Raw genomic sequence first — 18,321 nt, 5'->3', positions numbered from 1 at the left:
AAGATGAGTGACTTTTTAAAAGACTGCTTTCAGAAAATCGGCTGGGAGAAAGACCATGTCAGCTTCGATGATCTCCCCCTTTTTCTCAAAGCAATGGCATACCGTTTTCCATTTGAAAACCGTGCCGTACTTGCAAAAGAGAATTATAACATAACAAAAGAAGAGCTATGGCGCCGCCTGGTCAAAGAACAGCACGGCGGCCTTTGCTACGATTTAAATGGTTTGATTTATTTTGTCTTGCGTGAGGCCGGGTTTCATGTGAAGCTCATTCGGGGAACGGTTTATGCAGGAAAACAAGAAGAGTGGGCATTAGACGGAACGCATGCTGCTGTATTGCTGTCTGCGGAAAAAGGTGATTACATCGTTGATATCGGCTTCGGCATTAATCTGGCACTCCAGCCGATACCGCTTTCCGGAGAAACGGTACAATCACCTGTCGGGTCATTCCGAATCAAAGGGGAAGAGACAGAAAAGGGCAGCCATGTTCTGTTGATGGACAAAGGGGAAGGCTGGCAAATCGGTTACGCCTTTACCCTTGAAGAGAGTGATCCCGGTGATTTAGATGACATGAAGGACATGATTCACGCTCATGAAAAATCTCCTTTTAACAAATCACTGCTCGCTTCAAAGCTGACACCGAACGGACGGATGGTCATGTCAGACCGCCATTTCACCATTCATGAAAATGGCGGGGAAGGCCAAAAAAGTGACCTCGCCCCTTCAGAGTTTGAAGAGAAATTAAATACTTATTTTTTGTAACGTGAAAAGCTTGCGGCATGTCTGCAAGCTTTTTCTTATGAACAAGTATTGATTACTACATCAAATGCATCATCTGGAACATACAGTTTTCCCTTTTCATATTGATAAGGAATTTGATGCTCTTTAAAGCACTCTTTGGTATATTCAGTTAGTGAATCTCCAATTTCTATGTATTTCCCGGTATAGTTGGGCTGACATGCTGAAAGAATTGCCGTTATTGTTAGAAGCAGCATGATTTTCTTCATCACGACACCTGCCTATTATGAAATTTTTACCTTTATCATTCTATCATAACGAAAAGAAAAAGACCGATTTACTATCTCACCACATGCTATAATGAATTTTGGAATCTTCTAGAAAAATCTTCGTGCAGAATGTAAGGGGGATAAACGTGTATCGGATTTTGCTTGTGGAAGATGATGAGCGGATTGCTTCTTTGCTGGGCGGTCATCTTCAAAAATACGGATATGAAGTAAAAATTGCTGAACAGCTGAATGATATAAAATTAGAATTTACAGAAATGAAGCCGGATCTTGTCCTGCTTGATATCAACCTGCCTTTTTTTGACGGGTTTTATTGGTGCAGGCAAATCCGTACCATTTCCAATGCGCCGATTATCTTTATATCGGCACGGACCGATGAGCTGAATCAGGTGATGGCGATTGAAAATGGCGGCGATGATTATATCACCAAGCCGTTCCATTTAGAGGTAGTGATGGCCAAAATCAAAAGCGTCCTGCGCCGCACATATGGTGAATACTCGCCTTCTTTGTCACAGGAATCAAGAATAGTGGAGCTTGGCGGGCTGACGGTTTATCCTGATCAGAATGAGGCCGAGTGGAACAGCACCCGCATCTTGTTTTCACAAAAAGAATTTCAGCTTCTATCGATTTTCGTGAGGGAGCATAAAAAAATCGTCTCCCGTGATGAATTATTGGAGGCGTTATGGGATGACGTCGATTTTGTGGATGATAATACGCTAACGGTCAATGTCAATCGGCTGCGAAAAAAATTGGAGAATGCCGGACTGAAAGATTGCATTTCAACGATAAGAGGACAAGGCTATCAATTTCAAGTCAATCGGAAGGATGAACCGGAGTGTTAAAGACTTATCTCATCGACCGCTTCGCGATTATTCTACTTTCATTATTAGGGATAGGAGCTGCCACGCTGATTGCGTATTTAAGCATCATAGAAAGCGGCGCAAAACCTCCCGCAGAAAATATGATATACATATGGGTCTTGCCCGGTGTTCTTTTAGCTGCCGGTTTTGCAATTGATTACGTTCGGCAATTTTCCTTTCTGACTTATGTCAAAAAACTTGCGGAACAAGCGCCTTCTTCGAATGACATCGGCCAGTCTTTGAAAGCCCGAAAGCCAAGAACACGAGAGCAGGCGCTTTGGACAAAAATGATCAACGCACTCGGGCAGCAGTACGAAGGCAGGCTCTTACAATATATCAATCAGCAAAAACAGCATTATATCTTCACCAATCAGTGGGTCCACCATATGAAAACACCGGTATCTGTCATTTCCTTAATGATTCAAGAAGGGAAGAATGGAACCTCTTCTTCTTTTCCGACGTTTTTAGAGGAGCTGGAGGATGAAAATGAGAGGTTTCGCCATGGTCTTGATATGATGCTGCAAACGGCCCGGCTGGAGGAATTTGCGTTTGATGTAAGGCCGCAAACCTTTAATTTAACCGAGCTTGTCCGTTCACTTATCAATCAGGAAAAACGGCAGTTTATCAAACGGCGCCTTTTCCCAAAATTACATGTGCCTCCAAACGCCATTCAGATTTCAAGTGATCAAAAATGGCTTTCCTTTGTTGTCGAGCAAATCCTTTTCAATGCCTTAAAATACTCAAAGCAAGGTGCGGGAGACCATATTACAATCCGGATTGAAGCAGAGGGACATGAAACGCGATTGTCGATTGCTGATGAAGGCATCGGCATACCGCCGCAGGATCTGCCGCGTATTTTTGATGCGTTTTTTACCGGGGAAAACGGACGAAGCATGACAGAGGCAACGGGAATGGGGCTTTATTTAGCAAAACAGGTGTGCATCCGGCTTGGCCATCAGCTGTATGCGGAATCAAAAGAAGGAGCTGGCACTGTAATGACCATCGTGTTTTCAAGTGACACCCTACTGAATGTGACAGCATTGTAAGGTTGGAGAGCGGAATTGCAAGAAAGTTCGATGGGAGGCTGCTGACTTCCTTTTTATAATAAAGAAAAAGGAGGAGCAGAACATGAACGTGTTACAAACAACGAACCTGTCGAAAACGTACTATTCAAATAAAGGAACGATATCATACCAAGCGCTCAGCGACTTTGACCTCAGTGTGGCAAAAGGAGAATTTGTGGGGATTATGGGGCCGTCGGGAAGCGGAAAAACCACACTCCTGAATTTGCTGGCTACCATTGATAAGCCGACCCAGGGTGAGATGATGATCAACGGCATTCAGCCGAAAACGTTAAAGGATCAAGAGCTGGCTCTTTTTCGCAGAAGAGAACTTGGCTTCGTCTTTCAGGATTTTAATCTGCTTGATACCTTGACGATTCGGGAAAATATTCTGCTGCCGCTCGCATTGGACAAGGTAAGGCTGAGAGAAATGGAAGCCCGTTTGGAAGAACTGGCGGATACGCTGCAAATCAAGCATATTCTCGACCATCGGACATACGAGGTGTCTGGCGGACAGCAGCAGCGGGCAGCTTGTGCCAGAGCCATTATTCATAATCCGGCGCTCATTCTTGCCGATGAACCGACGGGAAACCTTGATTCAAAATCGGCTAAGCAAGTGATGAACACGCTGGCTCAGCTGAATGAAGAAAAGGACGCGACGATTCTATTGGTCACGCATGATGCGACAGCGGCAAGCTTCTGTAAACGGATTGTGTTTATTAAAGACGGACGTTTCTTTTCAGAGATTCACAGAGGGTCAAACCAGCAGGTGTTTTATCAAAGTATACTGGATACCTTGAGTGTGTTGGGAGGCGATTTTCATGAATTTGAGAACCATCGCCCGTAAAAACATTCTTGGGAATCTGCAACGTTATGTCGCCTACTTTTTAAGCTGTGTGTTTGCCGTTTCGGTGTTTTTTGTCTTCACATCTTTTATTTTTCATCCTGATGTCAATGAAGACAATGTATATGGAGGAAGCCTTGTTAAAACGTGCTTGAGCGCAGCCCTTGTCGTCATCATTGTCTTTTGTATATTTTTCATTTCATATTCGAATTCAGCATTTTTGCAGGCGAGAAAGAAAGAGTTTGGGCTGCTGACGCTGTTCGGAACATCAAAGCAGCAGCTCCGCAAGATGATTTATTATGAGCAGTCACTCATTTCTCTAGCGGCGATTGCTGCCGGTATTGGTGCAGGGCTGTTATTTTCAAAACTGTTTTTTATGATCATGACTTGGATGCTCAGCGTGAAGGTGCCGATCTCGTTTGTCATTGTGCCGAAAGCGTTTGTGATGACAGCTGCGGGCTTTCTCATCCTGTTTCAGACGCTGCTCATTTTATCACTGGCACGGATTCGCAAGCTGGAAATCATTGAGCTGATTAAAGCAGCCCAAAAGCCGAAAAGCTTGCCGGCCTATTCGAAATGGCTCACTGTGCTGTCTTTGCTGTGTCTGGCTGGCGGTTATTATCTGTCTGCCACAGCGAATGCGATTGATATGGTATTTCGTGTCTTTCCGATTTTGATTTTAGTGTTAATCGGGACGTATTTCTTTTTTACACAAAGCAGTGTGGCGTTTTTCCGCATGCTGTACAGAAAGAAACACAGCTTTTATAAAGGAACGAATATCATTGTCCGTTCCAACATGATATTCAGGCTGAAGGATCACGCACGCATGCTGTTTTTAACCTCTGTCATTACAGCAGTCATTTTAACCGCTACAGGTGTTATCTATATGTTTTATGCTGATTTAGAAAAACAGGAGGAGCAAAGTATTCCTCAATCTGTTGCCTGGGTAGAAAAAGACGCTTCCAGCTTTCAGGTTATGAAGCCTGAGACGGCTGAGAATACATTGAAAAAAGCTGATGCTGACATCAAGTATAAGGTAAATGCCACAGGAATTCCTGTCACTTTTCAATCAGACTCGCCGTATGGGAACAGGAAAGCGAAAGCCTTGCTGATTTCAGAGAAAATCTATAATCAAGTCGCAAAGGAAAAAGGTTTCCCTGTTATTCATTTACAAGAAAATGAAGCGTTTATTAATGTTCCGTTTCAAATGATGGTAAAAGATACATTTGGCGAAGGGGAAAAAGCAGCCTTTCATATGAAGTCAGGAAAAACACTTTCCTATATCATGAAAAAGCAGCAAAACAAAGGGATATTGATGTCAGTTGAAGGAGTCAGCCGTTTATTGGTCGTCAGCGAAAAAAGCTTTGACAGCCTTACTCAGGAAGTGCCGCTGAAGGATCAGATGAGAGTGGTAGGTTATGAGCTTGAGCATTGGCAGGAGACCGTAGATGTCTCTGAAAAGCTTGGAAATATGGTGCCGAAGGAACATATATCTGATTTTCAAACGCGTGCTCCTAGCTATCAAATTGTGAAGCAGGGAGTCGCATTAATGCTGTTTATCGGTCTGTTTGTCAGCGTGCTGTTTTTTATCGTTCAAGGGAGCATGCTGTACTTGCGAATGTTTACTGAAATAGAAGATACGAGAGTGCAAGTTTTAGCATTAAAGAGAATGGGGATTACGGACAAAGAGATTCACTCCATCCTTGGTAGACAAATTGGATTTTTGTTCTTCATCCCATTTATCGCGGGCACAATTCACGCCGGCTTTGCGTATGCGGCGTTAAGCAACATGCTGAATTCCAACTTATTTCTTGAGGCCGTGATTGTCATCTTCATTTATTTTGTGTTCCAGGCTGTTTATTATATCGTCACTCGCCATATTTATAAGCGTGCTGTTCTCCAGCATATGTAATATGAAATCCGGTCTGGATCAGACCGGATTTTTTTTTATTGAAATTCTCTAGTAAGATTCTTCGGTGTTTGCCCTTGAATGGCTGCAATCATGTTTTCGGCAGCCTGTTTACACATATTAAAGCGCACTTTCGCTGTTGCTGAGCCGATATGTGGCAGTAAAGTAACATGATCGAGCTGCAAGAGCGGATTGTCTTTTGCGACAGGTTCTTCTTCGTACACGTCTAAGCCGGCACCACGAATCCATCCTTCTTGAAGGGCATGGATGAGGGCCTTTTCATCAACTGTCTTTCCCCGGGAAATATTGACGAAAATTGCTGAATCCTTCATCTTCTTAAATTCGCGTTCCGCTATCATGTGATACGTTTCATCAGTCAGCGGCGTAATGAGCAGAATAAAGTCAGATTGTTCGAGCAATGTATCAAGCTCAGCATACTTGACACCGATGCTTTCTTCCGTTTCTTGTTTCCGATGACGGTTATGATAAAGCACTTCCATATCGAAGCCGAATTTGGCGCGTCTCGCTGCTTGTTCGCCGATTCTGCCCATGCCGATAATGCCTAACGTCTGATGATGAACGTCAACGCCGAAAAGCGCTTCCTCTTCAACTGTTCCCCATTTTCCTGCTCTGACGAAACGGTCCAGTTCAGCAACACGTCTGGCGGAAGATAGAATCAGAGAAAAGGCCAGATCCGCGACCGTGTCATCCAGTGTATAAGGTGTATGAGTCCCGACGACACCTCTTTCTTTCATGGCTTCTATATCGAAGTTATCATAGCCTACGGATTGGTTGCTGACCACTTTGAGCTTAGGCGCATGTTTCAGCAATTCACGATTGATTGACGGTCCGGACGTTCCTGAAGTTAAAAGCCCTTCTGCCTCTTTTAATTTCTCAAATAGCACGTCATTCGGAAGCGTATCCTCCTGCCATATTTCATAACGGCAATGTTCACCGATGAATGATTCAATCTCTTCAGGAATCGGTTTTGTGATAAATACAAATGGTTTCAACAAGGCTCCCCCTTTATGGCTGTTGTCTATTTTATTATATCGGAAATAAATAGATGTTAAAAATATAGCTGCGTTCTTTTAAATTTCTGGTTCTTTTGAACTTAAAATGGATATTGAAATTGATTGAACAGCTAAATCTGCTTAAAAAAGTTTTTTAATTATCTGAATTCGCCTATATTTTTTGTCAGACAAATCATCAATATACGAGTTAAAGCCAGATTATAGGATTCAATAAATATAAATTTTATTATCTTTGAAAGATATAAATTTTTATGTTTTTATTCTACAGTCCAATTATAGTGTCTTTTTTTGAAAGCCTTTTCGCGGCGGCTTCCTATGCTATAATTCCTTATTGTAAGCTGGGTAAGAAGGCTTGCAAAATCATATGGATGGGAGATGAATCAAATGGTTTCTTTAACATCAATTTTGGAACACAATCAGCGGTTTGTCAGAGAGAAGAAGTATGAACCGTACAAAACGACAAAATTTCCTTCAAAAAAGCTCGTCATTGTCACCTGTATGGATACAAGGCTCACAGAACTTCTTCCGCAAGCAATGGGGCTTAAAAACGGTGATGCTAAAATTGTAAAAAACGCGGGAGCCATCGTTTCTCACCCATTTGGAAGCGTGATGCGAAGCATACTGGTTGCGATTTATGAATTGCAGGCTGAAGAGGTGTGCATTGTCGGCCACCATGAATGCGGGATGTCGGGATTAAATGCCACTTCGATTCTTGAGAAAGCAAAGGAACGCGGAGTGGAAGAAAACTGCCTGAATTTGCTGTCGAGCGCCGGACTCGATTTGAAATCATGGCTGACCGGTTTTCACAGTGTAGAAGAAAGCGTTTCCCACAGTGTGAATATGATCAAGAACCATCCGCTGCTGCCGAAAAAGGTGCCAGTTCACGGGCTTGTCATTCACCCTGAAACAGGAAAACTTGATGTCGTCATTAACGGTTATGAAACTGAGCTCATAAACACACATTTATAAGGGAGGTTATAACAAAATATGCGATTCTCAGGGAGATTCAAGGGATACAATTTGCAGAAATTTCAGAAAGACCTGATTGCAGGTATCGTAGTAGGTGTCGTGGCAATTCCTTTAGGGATGGCGTTTGCCATTGCCTCGGGAGTCGAGCCTGAATACGGGCTGTACACTGTTGTTGTGGCAGGGATTTGTATTTCTTTGTTCGGGGGATCAAAATATCAAATTGGCGGTCCGACAGGCGCCTTTGTCCCGATTCTATTTGGCATTGTGATACAGTACGGCTTGGAGAACCTGCTGATTGCAGGGTTTATGGCAGGGGTGATGCTGGTGCTGTTCGGGCTGTTTAAGCTCGGAAAAATAATGAAATTCGTGCCGAAACCTGTTATCGTCGGTTTTACAGCCGGAATTGCCGTGCTGATCTTTACTGAGCAAATCGCTAATTTTCTCGGTTTAAGAAATGTTGAAAAACATGAGAACTTTCATCACAACATGTTTGAAATCGCACAGAAGCTCGGCACCTTTAACGTGTATGCCATTTTGACAGCAGTGATCGGGCTTGTCATTTTGCTTGTATCCACCAAAGTGATGCCTAAAGTACCAGGCGCTTTATTGGCGCTTCTGATTTCCACACTGATCGCGGTTGTGTTTTTCCCTGACCGTATGGCAACGATCGGGTCAACTTATGGAGAAATTCCTCGCCATTTGCCGGAATTTCAATTTCCTGAACTTACATTGGATAAAATGGTTATGCTGTTTCCAGCAGCGCTTGTCATCGCGCTTCTTGGCGGCCTTGAGTCCATTTTGTCCGCAATGGTCGCTGATAACATGAAGGGCTCAAAGCATGACAGCAATAAGGAGCTTGTCGGCCAGGGGATTGCGAATATGGCTGCGCCGCTGTTCGGCGGGATCCCGGCTACGGGAGCAATCGCGAGGACGGCGACCAATATTAAAAACGGAGCGGTTTCTCCTGTTTCCGGCGTCGTTCACGGTGTAGTCGTTCTTCTTGTCTTGCTCGTATTCGCGCCTTATGCATCCCATGTGCCGCTTGCCAGTATGGCCCCGATTCTCATGGTTGTCGCATGGAATATGAGTGAGCGCAAGGAAGTCGCAAACATGCTGAGATTGAAAAATGCCGATTCCTTTATTTTGGCGGCAACCTTTGCGCTAACGGTTCTGTTTGACTTAATCGTCGGTGTGGCAACAGGCTTGCTGCTCGCATTTGTGTTCTTTATCAGAAGAATGAGCGAAGCGACCCGCATCCACAATCAGGAATCGCATCCTGTTTTGGCAAAGACGGCAAAGAGAGAAGACCCATCCGTGAGTATGTATTCCATAGAAGGGCCGCTGTTTTTCGGGTCAATTGATTCGCTTGAATCTTCACTGCTGGAGCAAGTACAGAAAAAGCCGAAGACCCTTATTCTGCTCATGAGTAAGGTGCACTACATGGATACGTCGGCTGAAGCAGTGCTTGGGAACGTTATGAACCGGATTAAACGCCACAACGGAAAGCTGATGATTGTAGGACTGCAATCGCAGCCGAAGGAGCTGCTGCATAAAACAGGCCTATTTCACAAAATAGGAAAGCAGCATTTCTTTGATCACCATGATGAAATCACAGGTTAAAAAAAGCGGCCATTACGGCCGCTTTTTTATGCATGCTCAAAACGTTTGGTCAGTTTTTCTTGGTGGGCTTTCATCACGTCTTCTAAAGAGACTCCGTACATATCAGCAAGAATGGCGATATTTCCGATGACATCCCCCATTTCTTCAATCAATTCTTGTTTTTGCTCAGCTCGTGTCGATTCTTTCTCATCAGGCCGGTCTCTGCCGATTTCATATGCTCTGACAGCACGGGCCAGTTCTCCGGCTTCCTCCATTAAAAAGCCGACCCGAATAAACGGTCCGTATTCTGTCCAGCCTCTTTTTTCGTAAAACTCTTTCATCCATTTTTCTGCATCAGCCAGCTGCACCATCATCACTCCTGCATTCTTTATGTATTTCATATTGATATTATCACATGAAGATGGGACAATATATAGTGTGTTTTATGAATGTTTAACACGATATATAGATGTGGAGATGACAAGATGAAAACAATTTGTGTATTTGCGGGGTCAAACCCGGGGGGGAATGAAGCGTATAAACGAAAAGCGGCAGAGCTTGGCGCGTATATGGCTGAGCAGGGTATCGGCCTGGTATACGGGGGCTCTCGTGTAGGGTTGATGGGCGCGATTGCTGATGCGTTAATGGAAAACGGCGGCACTGCAATTGGAGTGATGCCAAGCGGCCTGTTCAGCGGAGAGGTTGTCCATCAAAATCTGACAGAGCTGATTGAAGTCAACGGCATGCATGAACGGAAGGCAAAAATGAGCGAACTGGCTGACGGCTATATCGCCATGCCGGGCGGCTTCGGTACATATGAAGAATTATTTGAAGTGCTTTGTTGGGCGCAGATCGGCATCCACCAAAAGCCAATCGGACTTTACAATGTCAACGGATATTTTGAACCAATGATGAAAATGGTCAAATACAGCATTCAAGAAGGATTTTCTAACGACTCACACCTTAAGCTGATCCACAGCTCTTCACGGCCGGATGAGTTAATTGAGCAAATGCAGAATTACTCTTATCCGATTTTAGAGAAAAAGTGGACGGAAATCTAAAAAAGAGCCTTCTTTAGGGAAGGCTCTTCTCGTATTACTTTTGTTCTTCTGTGTTACGAGTCAGAATTTTATCAATCAGGCCGTATTCAAGCGCTTCTTCAGCAGACTTGAAGTTATCGCGGTCTGTGTCGCGTTCGATCACTTCAAGCGGCTGGCCAGTACGCTCAGCAAGCACTTTGTTTAATTTGTCGCGAAGCAAGAGAATGCGTTTCGCGGCAATTTCAATTTCTGTCGCCTGACCTTGAGCTCCGCCAAGAGGCTGGTGAATCATAACTTCACTGTTTGGAAGCGCATAGCGTTTGCCTTTTTCTCCGGCAGCAAGCAGGAACGCGCCCATTGATGCAGCCATACCGATACAAATTGTAGATACCTTAGGCTTAATAAACTGCATGGTATCATAGATCGCCATACCGGCTGTGATAGAGCCGCCCGGGCTGTTGATGTAAATAGAAATATCTTTTTCAGGGTCTTCTGCTTCTAAGAATAAAAGCTGTGACACGATGGAGTTCGCAACGTTGTCATCAATCGCAGATCCAAGCATGATGATACGATCCTTTAATAGACGAGAATAAATGTCATACGCTCTTTCCCCGCGGTTCGTTTGTTCAATGACTGTAGGTATTAAATTCATAATGCTCCTCCTTCACCTTTTAGGTAAGTATGTAGTTACATGATACATTTTTGGTCAATAAAGGTCAAACAAAAAGCTGGCTTGACATGCAAACTCTTCTCTTTTTCCCATTTTCCCCAAAAATACAGGGGTTCAAACCATCGTATGTCAGATTGCCAAATAAGATGATGTGTCTGATCAAAAAAACGGCCTCTTGAAATAGAGGGTTGTTATTTCAATGGAATTATCGTATAATTAGTTGTGCTGACGTTCTCATAACGCAGTCCATATGCGCTCGTAGCTCAGTTGGATAGAGCGGTGGTTTCCGGTACCACGTCTGTCGGGGGTTCGAATCCCTCCGAGCGCGTCCAATAGAACAACAGGAAAGACAAGGGTTTGGCATTTTGCCGCTCTTGTCTTTTTTGTTTTTGTATCAAAAATCTTTCTCAACGGAACATAAATTTTCCTCCTCTCGGGCACGTTATGAGATGTGTGATATTGAATTTGCGAGGAGGATGAACATGGGTATTTTAAGCGGAAATCCGCAGGATGAACCGATGCATTACGGTGAGGTATTCAGCTTATGGAGTTATGTGATGGCGGGCAATAAAATGGTCGGCAATTACCAGATGTTATTGCATCATGTCGGTGATGACGACTTGAAGAAGCTGCTTCGTGAATCCATTGAGAAGTGCCAAGATGAAGTGAAACAGATCAGTGCGATCCTGAAAGAAAACGGGGTGGCGCTCCCGCCGGCTTCTCCTGAACCGCCGGCTGCAGATCTTAAAGATATTCCGCCGGGTGCGCGGTTTCTTGATCCGGATGTCGCGGCCTCTGCGGCAGCGCAAAATGCTGCAGGCCTTGTGACATGCAGCAAAATTATGGGACAGTCTATTCGTGAGGATATTGCCATGATGTTTGGGCAATTCCATGTATCAAAAGCGGCAACCGGCGCAAAATACTTAAGATTGCTAAAAAACAAAGGCTGGCTCATCCCGCCGCCGCTTCATCTACAACAACATCAAGACGATTAATGGAAAGGGCATATACAGCTGTATATGCCCTTATCTTATGATTAAGCCGTAAGACGCAGGCCGATGACGCCGGTGAGGATTAGGCAAAGAGAAATCACCTGTGAAAGCTGAAAACGCTCCTTAAACCAGATGAACCCGACTGCCGAAACGCCAATACTGCCAATGCCGGTCCAGACGGCATAAGCGACTCCGGCAGGCAGGATCCGCATCGCTTGTGAAAGGCAGTAAAAGGATAAGCCAAATCCCACAGTCATCACAATGATCGGCCATTTTTTTCTTGTTCCGTCTATATATTTCATTGCAACGGCAGCTATAATTTCCTCCAAGCCGGCAATCACTAATAAAAACCATGCCATTATATGTCACCTCCTGGCTGAGATTTGCTTTCTTTCGTAAATAGCTTCATTCCTAAAATACCGGCTAGCAGCAGCATCAAAAAGAAGATTTGCGCTGCTGAGAAGGATTCGCCTAAGAAAATCCCGGTCATATAGGTTCCGACCGTCCCAATTCCGACAAATACGGTATACGCCGCGGCCATAGGGATTTTTCGATAAGAGCGGATTAAAAGGATAAAGCTTATCGCTATTAATAAAAAAACGATGATCCAATCCAAAAGCGAATCGGCATGTTTGAGGGAAGAGGCCCAAACAACTTCTAAAAGTCCTGCAATAAAAACAAGCACCCAATTCAAATGAAACACCTCTCTAATTTATGAATGAACGTCAGTCATTTTTGAGCCGTAAAAAATGAGCGGTGTTACCCAGTCATTTTTTAAGCAGTACCTAAGCTTCGTTTTAAGAAAGTAAAGATTTCTTTTTTATACACTTCGACATTTTCATCTTGTTCAAACCCGATATAGAATCGTTCTGCAGTGTTCTCGACCAAGTTGATAATCGTTCTTGCTGTCCATTTGGCATTAATTCCTTTCGTTACCTCAAGGTTTTCAATGGCCTTATTGATGATTTTTTCAAGCCAAGAATAATAAGGCTGATAGATCGTCTCCCATTTTTCCATGGAGTGGTCGATCGCAAGTCCAGAGTAACAGAGGACGATAATATCCTTATGGCGTTCTGTAATGAGAAATGTCTCATCAATTAATATATCTAAAACGGTCCAAAAATCCTCGTCTCCATTCAGTCTTCCTTTGATTTGGTCCAGCGTATGGGTGAGAAGATTTTCTGCAATTGCCGGAATAAGGGCGTTTTTAGATGAGAAATACAAGTAAAACGTTCCTTGGGCGGTGCCGGCCTTTTTGACAATATCAGAAATAGAGGCCTTGTCGAGACCTTTTTCAGAAATAACTTCAATGGCAGCCTGCAGAATTTTTTCATATTTGCCCGATGTTTGTTTTGACATGAGGAACACCTCCTGTAATGACTGACTATCATTCACTTTATCGCGAGTATGTGTGTTTGTAAAGAATAAAGAAGCAAGAAAAACTCTTGCTTCTTTATTTATCATAATCAATGGCGGCTTTCGGGAGCCCGGTATACTTCGCCCAGTAGTAAATCACAAGTGAGCCGATGGCGACTAAAATGAGGTCGACGGGATTGCTGATGATGCCTAAACCATGTCCGAAAGAACCGATGTAGGAAAAGATCAGCATCATGATATAAAACCCGACAAGCCACCACGCTGATTTCAGCTGCTGGGCAAAGCTGACATCCTCTTGAGGCGCATATTTTCTAAAGCAGAGATAGATGAAAAACATCACGAGCTGTGAACCGAGCAGCCAGGAAACGGTTGTCCATCCTGACCAGTACACAATAAACGCCGTGAAGATAAAGGAAAGCGGCCCGATAATGCTCATTCCTTTTAAATAAAACGGCCTGTTTAAGTCCTTCGCATTGACCCTCAGCGCTGCCGAACAAATTGGTGCAATCGCATAAGAAAGGATGAGCGCGACAGAACAGACATTGACAAGCGCATTCCACGAAGGGAAGGGGAGCGTCCAGAAAATCGACATGGCAAACGAAAGCCAGAGTGAAGCACGGGGCGTTCCCGTTTCTTTATTCACTTTTGAAAATATGCCAAATAATGTGCCGTTACGCGCCCAGGCGTATACGAGGCGAGACGTTGTATTCATAAAAATATTCCCGTTTCCCCCGGGAGACAGAATGGCATCTAAAATGACAAGCGTTGCAAGCCAGCCTAAACCGAGCATGACCGCAATATCTTTAAACGGCAATGAGAACTCCCGCGCGATTGCCGGCCAGCCATTTTTAAGCGTTTCTGTCGGGATTGCACCAATAAAGGTGACCTGCAAAACAGTGTAAATGATGGTTGAAACGATAATGCAAATGATTAAAGCGATTGGGATATTGCGTTTTGGATTTTGCACTTCACCTGCAACCGCCACAATCGGGTGGAGGCCGAGATACGCAAACATCACGCCGCCTGTCGAAATCGCTGCCTGAATACCTGTAAAACCAAACGGTGCAAATCCTTCAACAGATAAATTCTGCGATTTAAAATGAAAGATCAGCACGATAATGATGGTAATCGGTACAATATATTTAAAAATCGATATAATGAAATTTGCCTTAGCGAAGGTTTTGACGCTCCAATAATTCAGCAGGAAAAACAAGCATAGCAAGGCAAACTGCAAGATCCAGCCTGCAATGGTCGGCGAATCAGATCCTTTTATGGTCAGGCCGGGAAACCAATAGGCCACATACTGACGCACAGCCGTCACTTCAATTGAAATCAGGCTTGTGTAAGCGACAATTGTGACAAATGATATTAAGTAGCCGACAAGGTGGCCATGTGAATAAACGGGGTATCGAATGATGCCTCCGGTACGGGGCAGAGCGGCCCCAAGCTCCGCGTACACGAGCCCGATTAACAGAATGATGGCTCCGCCGATGATCCAGGAAAAAGCGCCCGAGGGTCCTGCTTTTGAAGCCACATTACTGACAGCGAACAGCCATGCTGATCCAAAGATGGCACCCATCCCAATCAAAATCAGATCAAACAGCGACATTGATTTTTGAAAATTTCCTTGTTTAGACATCCGCTTCCTCCTTAGAAACCAGCCTTATATTCCTTACAATGCCCAATATGTAACAGAGAATACCGCTCTAATAAAAAAACAGGTGCAGCAAGGGCTGCACCTGTTTCTTATTCATGAACCGTATCCAAATGTTTCACCGTTATATTTTTGAATGAGGCTGTGCCGCCTTCAGAATAAAGAGTAATGCCTTTATCTTCAGGTTTGGGGAACACTTCATTTGAAAAAACGGTTTTCCCGTCGCCGACAAATACTTCTATCGTTGTTTTATCGACGAGAATTTTCAAATGCGCATTCTGTTTGCTTACATCGTAAGGAGCCTGGCTTTCGACATAGGTCTTGCTTTTGTCAGGCTGATTTGTGGCAGCTCTGTTGACATATGCATAGCCGCCTTCTGCAAAAATGCCGACATCAATATGGCGTTTTTGGTCTTCTGACTCTCTCAGTCTGACGCCTGCATTCTTCAGCTCTGACCAAGAAAGATCCATATCAAGCTGGTACGTATCACCTGTGATCGACAGTGTTTTTGAACCGTTCACATCTTGATCCTCTACTTTGTCAGTTGAAACGGTCAGCTGATCCAAAGCTTCGGCTGGCTGTGAGACGAGGCTGTATGTGCCATCTTGCTCTTGCAGCCAGAGTTCGCGTATGACAGAATCTGTGCCGTTAAAGCCGTTCTTCAGTGTCGGTGTGTTGTTGGCGTAATCCCAATTGTTCATCCAGGCAAGCGCATACCGCTTTTCTAATGGATCTGTGCTTTTGCCGTCTTCGAATGTCACGCCGCCGTACCAGTCAAAGCCGTAGTCAAGCCATTGGGCTTCGGTCTGATCCACTGTAAATTCTTTTCCGTCGAAGCTTCCGGTCCAGTAGGCGTACGTATTTGGTTTGCCCCATGGTTTGCCATTCGCGCTGACGCCGAGAACCCACTTAGTCGTTCCATCGCTTGCCCGCATCATGTAGAGGTCAGGGCATTCTACAATTCCCGCCTGCTCTGCGAAGAATCCGCTTGTGTAACGCCAGTCCTTTAGATTATCGGATTCATAAAAGCCGATTTTTGTTCCTTCAGCCATGACCATTACCCATTTGTTGTCCTGGTCATCCCATATGACTTTCGGGTCTCTGAAATCGTCTGTGCCCGGATTGGGCATAATAGGGTTATCACTGTAGGGCTTAAATGATTTTCCTTTGTCTGTGCTGTACCACAAATGTTGCTCCTGCTTTTTGTCTTTGGCTGAGGGCTGTGTCACAATCGCGACAAGCACGTTTTTCCCGAATCCGGCTGTGTTTTCTTTATCGATCACGACAGAACCGGTCCAAATGTCGCCGTCTGGGTTTGTGTATTTCGGAATGGCCACGCCTTCATCAGTCCAATGCACCAAATCCTCTGATACGGCATGGCGCCATTCTGTGCCGTTACCTTTTGGGTAATCACGGTTATACAGATAGAAATAATGGTATTGTCCATCAAAATAAATCGGTTTTTGGGGATCATTTTTCCATTTATCCGGCGTCGTAAAGTGATATGCCGCCCGGTAGTCAGCCTTATGATTTGATTTTGTTTTTTTGACAGGTTCTTCGTTTGGCAATAAATCGATAAACAGCAGTATTCCTGCGAAGGTGAGGAATACGGTTAGCCATTTGCCTGTTTTTTTATAGTTCATATGGGATTCACCTTTATGATGTTGATAAGAAATAAAAGAAAATGCCAATCGGATATCGGCATTTTCTTTTGCGTTGTTATTTGTTAATTGTTAATTGTCCTTGTTCAAGGATGCTGTCTTTTACAACAGACGTTTTCTTGCCTTTGATGTTCAACAGGAAGCTTGGCGCAAACGTTGCTTGTTTGTCTGCATAGAAGCCTCTATTTGTCATGTAGCTTGTAATCACGACATTGTTTCCTTCAGCTTGAGGCACAGCAAAGTGTGAATAAGTAAAGGTCACATCGTTAGGATCAAGATCCATTTTTAACACAAGGCCTGTTTTGTTCAGCGGCTTGTATGGGCCAGTTAAGGAATCAGAAACATAACCAAGCATGTAAATGTCATTAGATGTGATGCCGTCGATCGTCATTTTTGATCCGCGGGAATCAGTGAACAGATACCATTTGCCATTCATTTTAAAGACGTTCGCGCGTTCGATTTCATCTGTGACTGTGTTAGATGCAATCAGCGGTTTCATCACTTTTTTCAGTGTGTAGTCATCGTTTAGCTCAATGATGCCCAGTGCGCCGTTAGCTAATTCAGCAGTGCGTTTTTTATCACTTTGCAGAAGTTTTTGACTTTCTTGGCGGAAGAATGATGTGCTTTTGCCATAGTATGCTTTGTTAAATAATGATTCTTCGCCTTGGTAGCCGTCTTCAGTTCCAGTGTTTGCTTCAAATACTAAGTATTTGTGGCCTTTATCTTCTACGTAGTGAGGATCTCTCAGCGTATGGTTATCACCGGAGCTGTAGTTGCCCTCATCGATGAACTGTTGTACATTTTGATACGTTTTGCCGTCACCGTCAAAGATTGATTTATAATCCTCTACACCGTTGATGTTCAGAGAGCTGTCTGATGTTGATACGTTCACTTGTGCAGTTGTCAGTGTTTGTTTACCGTAATGTTTACCGGAGAAATCAGTGTAGAATAAACGAATTTTTCCGTCAGATGTAAATGTAGCTGAACCAGACCATTCTTGTGTTTGGTCTTTCAGGATTGAATCATTTGCATCGAATTTGTCGCTGTCTTTAAAGACGCGGCCAGCGTTTTTCCAGCTGTCAATAGAAGTTTCGCCGACTTTTTGATAGAACATGTAAATCGATGTATCATCCGCATTTTTAGGGTCTCCGGCTAATGCAAAGACGATGTGGTAGCCGTGATAATTTGCGACTGTGCCGTCAGCGTTTTGTAATGGCCAGCTGTCCCAAACGTCCAGGCCTTTTGCAGAAGAGATATTTTTAATTTTGGACTGATCGAATTCAGGCACTTGATATTTTTCATTTTTTTGCTGTTCAGGGATTTGCAGCATATCATGGCGGGTGATATGGGTAATGCCGTAAGTTTCCTTATACGGCTTTTGGTTCGTTTCTTTCGCAAACGCTTGGGTTGCGCCTCCTGCCAGCAGTGCAGTAGTAAAGGTTAATACTGTTGCTTGTTTTGCAAACTTTTTGATGTTCATCGTTCATGTCTCCTTTTTTGTATGTACTGAGTTAGCGGTCTGCTTCTTCCGGCCCTCCTGTTTGAAGATGGCAAGTCAGTTACGCACAATAAAAAAGACCTAAAATATGTAAGGGGTGATGCCAAAGAATACACTTTGCCCTTTACACA

The 18,321-nt window shown here is 44.0% G+C and carries 19 protein-coding genes and 1 tRNA gene; 10 read left to right on the top strand and 10 right to left on the bottom strand.

What is annotated here, in order from left to right; all coding sequences use genetic code 11:
• Positions 1-3 precede the first annotated feature (3 nt).
• On the top strand, positions 4-759 hold the full coding sequence (locus Q5C82_RS00425) for an arylamine N-acetyltransferase (RefSeq protein WP_003219837.1): 756 nt from the start codon (positions 4-6) through the stop codon (positions 757-759).
• Between the two features lie 35 nt (positions 760-794).
• Here Q5C82_RS00425 and Q5C82_RS00420 read toward each other — a convergent pair whose 3' ends face one another.
• A complete protein-coding gene (locus tag Q5C82_RS00420; RefSeq protein ID WP_003219838.1) occupies positions 795-1,004 on the bottom strand; it encodes a membrane lipoprotein lipid attachment site-containing protein in 210 nt (69 codons plus the stop codon).
• 146 nt (positions 1,005-1,150) lie between these two features.
• On the opposite strand from Q5C82_RS00420, the gene psdR reads away from it, so the two are divergent.
• From psdR to Q5C82_RS00400, 4 genes are all read left to right on the top strand, one after another.
• Positions 1,151-1,864, top strand: coding sequence for a two-component system response regulator PsdR (psdR, locus tag Q5C82_RS00415; protein WP_003219839.1), 714 nt, complete (start codon positions 1,151-1,153; stop codon positions 1,862-1,864).
• A complete protein-coding gene (locus Q5C82_RS00410; RefSeq protein ID WP_003219840.1) occupies positions 1,858-2,928 on the top strand; it encodes a HAMP domain-containing histidine kinase in 1,071 nt (356 codons plus the stop codon). Before psdR ends, Q5C82_RS00410 begins: the two co-directional genes overlap by 7 nt.
• 82 nt (positions 2,929-3,010) lie before the next feature.
• Positions 3,011-3,790: a lantibiotic ABC transporter ATP-binding protein PsdA gene (psdA, locus tag Q5C82_RS00405; RefSeq protein ID WP_003219841.1), complete on the top strand. Its 780-nt coding sequence runs from the start codon at positions 3,011-3,013 to the stop codon at positions 3,788-3,790.
• On the top strand, positions 3,765-5,699 hold the full coding sequence (locus Q5C82_RS00400; RefSeq protein ID WP_003219842.1) for an ABC transporter permease: 1,935 nt from the start codon (positions 3,765-3,767) through the stop codon (positions 5,697-5,699). Before psdA ends, Q5C82_RS00400 begins: the two co-directional genes overlap by 26 nt.
• Positions 5,700-5,734: 35 nt before the next feature.
• Here the strand turns inward: Q5C82_RS00400 and Q5C82_RS00395 are convergent, their stop codons facing one another.
• Positions 5,735-6,712, bottom strand: coding sequence for a D-glycerate dehydrogenase (locus Q5C82_RS00395; RefSeq protein WP_079996468.1), 978 nt, complete (start codon positions 6,710-6,712; stop codon positions 5,735-5,737).
• Positions 6,713-7,105: 393 nt separating this feature from the next.
• Between Q5C82_RS00395 and Q5C82_RS00390 the strand changes: the two genes are divergently transcribed.
• Positions 7,106-7,699 (top strand): carbonic anhydrase, encoded by a 594-nt coding sequence (locus Q5C82_RS00390; RefSeq protein WP_079996466.1) that lies wholly within the window; start codon positions 7,106-7,108, stop codon positions 7,697-7,699.
• Between the two features lie 18 nt (positions 7,700-7,717).
• Complete coding sequence (locus Q5C82_RS00385; RefSeq protein WP_003219845.1) at positions 7,718-9,319, top strand: SulP family inorganic anion transporter; 1,602 nt, start codon at positions 7,718-7,720, stop codon at positions 9,317-9,319.
• A 26-nt stretch (positions 9,320-9,345) separates the two neighbouring features.
• On the opposite strand, the gene Q5C82_RS00380 is transcribed toward Q5C82_RS00385, so the two are convergent.
• Positions 9,346-9,666, bottom strand: coding sequence for a MazG nucleotide pyrophosphohydrolase domain-containing protein (locus Q5C82_RS00380; protein ID WP_003219846.1), 321 nt, complete (start codon positions 9,664-9,666; stop codon positions 9,346-9,348).
• 117 nt (positions 9,667-9,783) lie between these two features.
• Between Q5C82_RS00380 and Q5C82_RS00375 the strand changes: the two genes are divergently transcribed.
• The gene (locus tag Q5C82_RS00375; RefSeq protein ID WP_003219847.1) at positions 9,784-10,359 is read left to right on the top strand and encodes a TIGR00730 family Rossman fold protein; all 576 of its coding nucleotides are present in this window, start codon (positions 9,784-9,786) and stop codon (positions 10,357-10,359) included.
• A 34-nt stretch (positions 10,360-10,393) separates the two neighbouring features.
• On the opposite strand, the gene clpP is transcribed toward Q5C82_RS00375, so the two are convergent.
• The gene (gene clpP, locus Q5C82_RS00370; protein ID WP_003219849.1) at positions 10,394-10,990 is read right to left on the bottom strand and encodes an ATP-dependent Clp endopeptidase proteolytic subunit ClpP; all 597 of its coding nucleotides are present in this window, start codon (positions 10,988-10,990) and stop codon (positions 10,394-10,396) included.
• A gap of 270 nt (positions 10,991-11,260) precedes the next feature.
• Here clpP and Q5C82_RS00365 point away from each other — a divergent pair.
• Both Q5C82_RS00365 and Q5C82_RS00360 read left to right on the top strand, forming a co-directional pair.
• Positions 11,261-11,336 (top strand) — tRNA-Arg (locus Q5C82_RS00365).
• 154 nt (positions 11,337-11,490) lie between these two features.
• Complete coding sequence (locus Q5C82_RS00360) at positions 11,491-12,003, top strand: DUF3231 family protein (RefSeq protein WP_003219851.1); 513 nt, start codon at positions 11,491-11,493, stop codon at positions 12,001-12,003.
• A 41-nt stretch (positions 12,004-12,044) separates the two neighbouring features.
• Here the strand turns inward: Q5C82_RS00360 and Q5C82_RS00355 are convergent, their stop codons facing one another.
• The 6 genes from Q5C82_RS00355 to sacB all read right to left on the bottom strand — a co-directional run bounded on the left by Q5C82_RS00355 (position 12,045) and on the right by sacB (position 18,172).
• On the bottom strand, positions 12,045-12,359 hold the full coding sequence (locus tag Q5C82_RS00355) for a multidrug efflux SMR transporter (protein WP_003219853.1): 315 nt from the start codon (positions 12,357-12,359) through the stop codon (positions 12,045-12,047).
• Complete coding sequence (locus Q5C82_RS00350; protein WP_003219855.1) at positions 12,359-12,694, bottom strand: multidrug efflux SMR transporter; 336 nt, start codon at positions 12,692-12,694, stop codon at positions 12,359-12,361. Before Q5C82_RS00350 ends, Q5C82_RS00355 begins: the two co-directional genes overlap by 1 nt.
• 80 nt (positions 12,695-12,774) lie before the next feature.
• Positions 12,775-13,359, bottom strand: coding sequence for a TetR family transcriptional regulator (locus tag Q5C82_RS00345; protein ID WP_003219856.1), 585 nt, complete (start codon positions 13,357-13,359; stop codon positions 12,775-12,777).
• A gap of 94 nt (positions 13,360-13,453) precedes the next feature.
• Entirely contained in the window at positions 13,454-15,016 is a 1,563-nt protein-coding gene (gene aspP, locus Q5C82_RS00340) for an aspartate/proton symporter AspP (RefSeq protein WP_003219858.1), read from the bottom strand.
• 107 nt (positions 15,017-15,123) lie between these two features.
• Positions 15,124-16,674 (bottom strand): glycoside hydrolase family 32 protein, encoded by a 1,551-nt coding sequence (locus Q5C82_RS00335; protein ID WP_003219860.1) that lies wholly within the window; start codon positions 16,672-16,674, stop codon positions 15,124-15,126.
• A gap of 76 nt (positions 16,675-16,750) precedes the next feature.
• Positions 16,751-18,172: a levansucrase gene (gene sacB, locus Q5C82_RS00330; RefSeq protein WP_003219862.1), complete on the bottom strand. Its 1,422-nt coding sequence runs from the start codon at positions 18,170-18,172 to the stop codon at positions 16,751-16,753.
• Positions 18,173-18,321 lie beyond the last annotated feature (149 nt).

The sequence above is a fragment of the uncultured Bacillus sp. genome (assembly GCF_958411575.1).
Lineage (GTDB): Bacteria > Bacillota > Bacilli > Bacillales > Bacillaceae > Bacillus > Bacillus spizizenii.
Note: the sequence above shows the minus strand (reverse complement) of the source record. Positions and strands in the feature narration are given on the sequence as shown.

What these genes read in the sequence shown, in the direction of transcription:
- Q5C82_RS00425 (WP_003219837.1), top strand. Translation starts at nt 4, where the DNA reads ATGAGTGACTTTTTAAAAGACTGCTTTCAGAAAATCGGCTGGGAGAAA.
- Q5C82_RS00390 (WP_079996466.1), top strand. Translation starts at nt 7,106, where the DNA reads ATGAATCAAATGGTTTCTTTAACATCAATTTTGGAACACAATCAGCGG.
- psdA (WP_003219841.1), top strand. Translation starts at nt 3,011, where the DNA reads ATGAACGTGTTACAAACAACGAACCTGTCGAAAACGTACTATTCAAAT.
- Q5C82_RS00360 (WP_003219851.1), top strand. Translation starts at nt 11,491, where the DNA reads ATGGGTATTTTAAGCGGAAATCCGCAGGATGAACCGATGCATTACGGT.
- Q5C82_RS00400 (WP_003219842.1), top strand. Translation starts at nt 3,765, where the DNA reads ATGAATTTGAGAACCATCGCCCGTAAAAACATTCTTGGGAATCTGCAA.
- Q5C82_RS00335 (WP_003219860.1), bottom strand. Translation starts at nt 16,674, where the DNA reads ATGAACTATAAAAAAACAGGCAAATGGCTAACCGTATTCCTCACCTTC.
- Q5C82_RS00375 (WP_003219847.1), top strand. Translation starts at nt 9,784, where the DNA reads ATGAAAACAATTTGTGTATTTGCGGGGTCAAACCCGGGGGGGAATGAA.
- Q5C82_RS00345 (WP_003219856.1), bottom strand. Translation starts at nt 13,359, where the DNA reads ATGTCAAAACAAACATCGGGCAAATATGAAAAAATTCTGCAGGCTGCC.
- Q5C82_RS00355 (WP_003219853.1), bottom strand. Translation starts at nt 12,359, where the DNA reads ATGGCATGGTTTTTATTAGTGATTGCCGGCTTGGAGGAAATTATAGCT.
- sacB (WP_003219862.1), bottom strand. Translation starts at nt 18,172, where the DNA reads ATGAACATCAAAAAGTTTGCAAAACAAGCAACAGTATTAACCTTTACT.
- clpP (WP_003219849.1), bottom strand. Translation starts at nt 10,990, where the DNA reads ATGAATTTAATACCTACAGTCATTGAACAAACGAACCGCGGGGAAAGA.
- Q5C82_RS00385 (WP_003219845.1), top strand. Translation starts at nt 7,718, where the DNA reads ATGCGATTCTCAGGGAGATTCAAGGGATACAATTTGCAGAAATTTCAG.
- Q5C82_RS00420 (WP_003219838.1), bottom strand. Translation starts at nt 1,004, where the DNA reads ATGAAGAAAATCATGCTGCTTCTAACAATAACGGCAATTCTTTCAGCA.
- aspP (WP_003219858.1), bottom strand. Translation starts at nt 15,016, where the DNA reads ATGTCTAAACAAGGAAATTTTCAAAAATCAATGTCGCTGTTTGATCTG.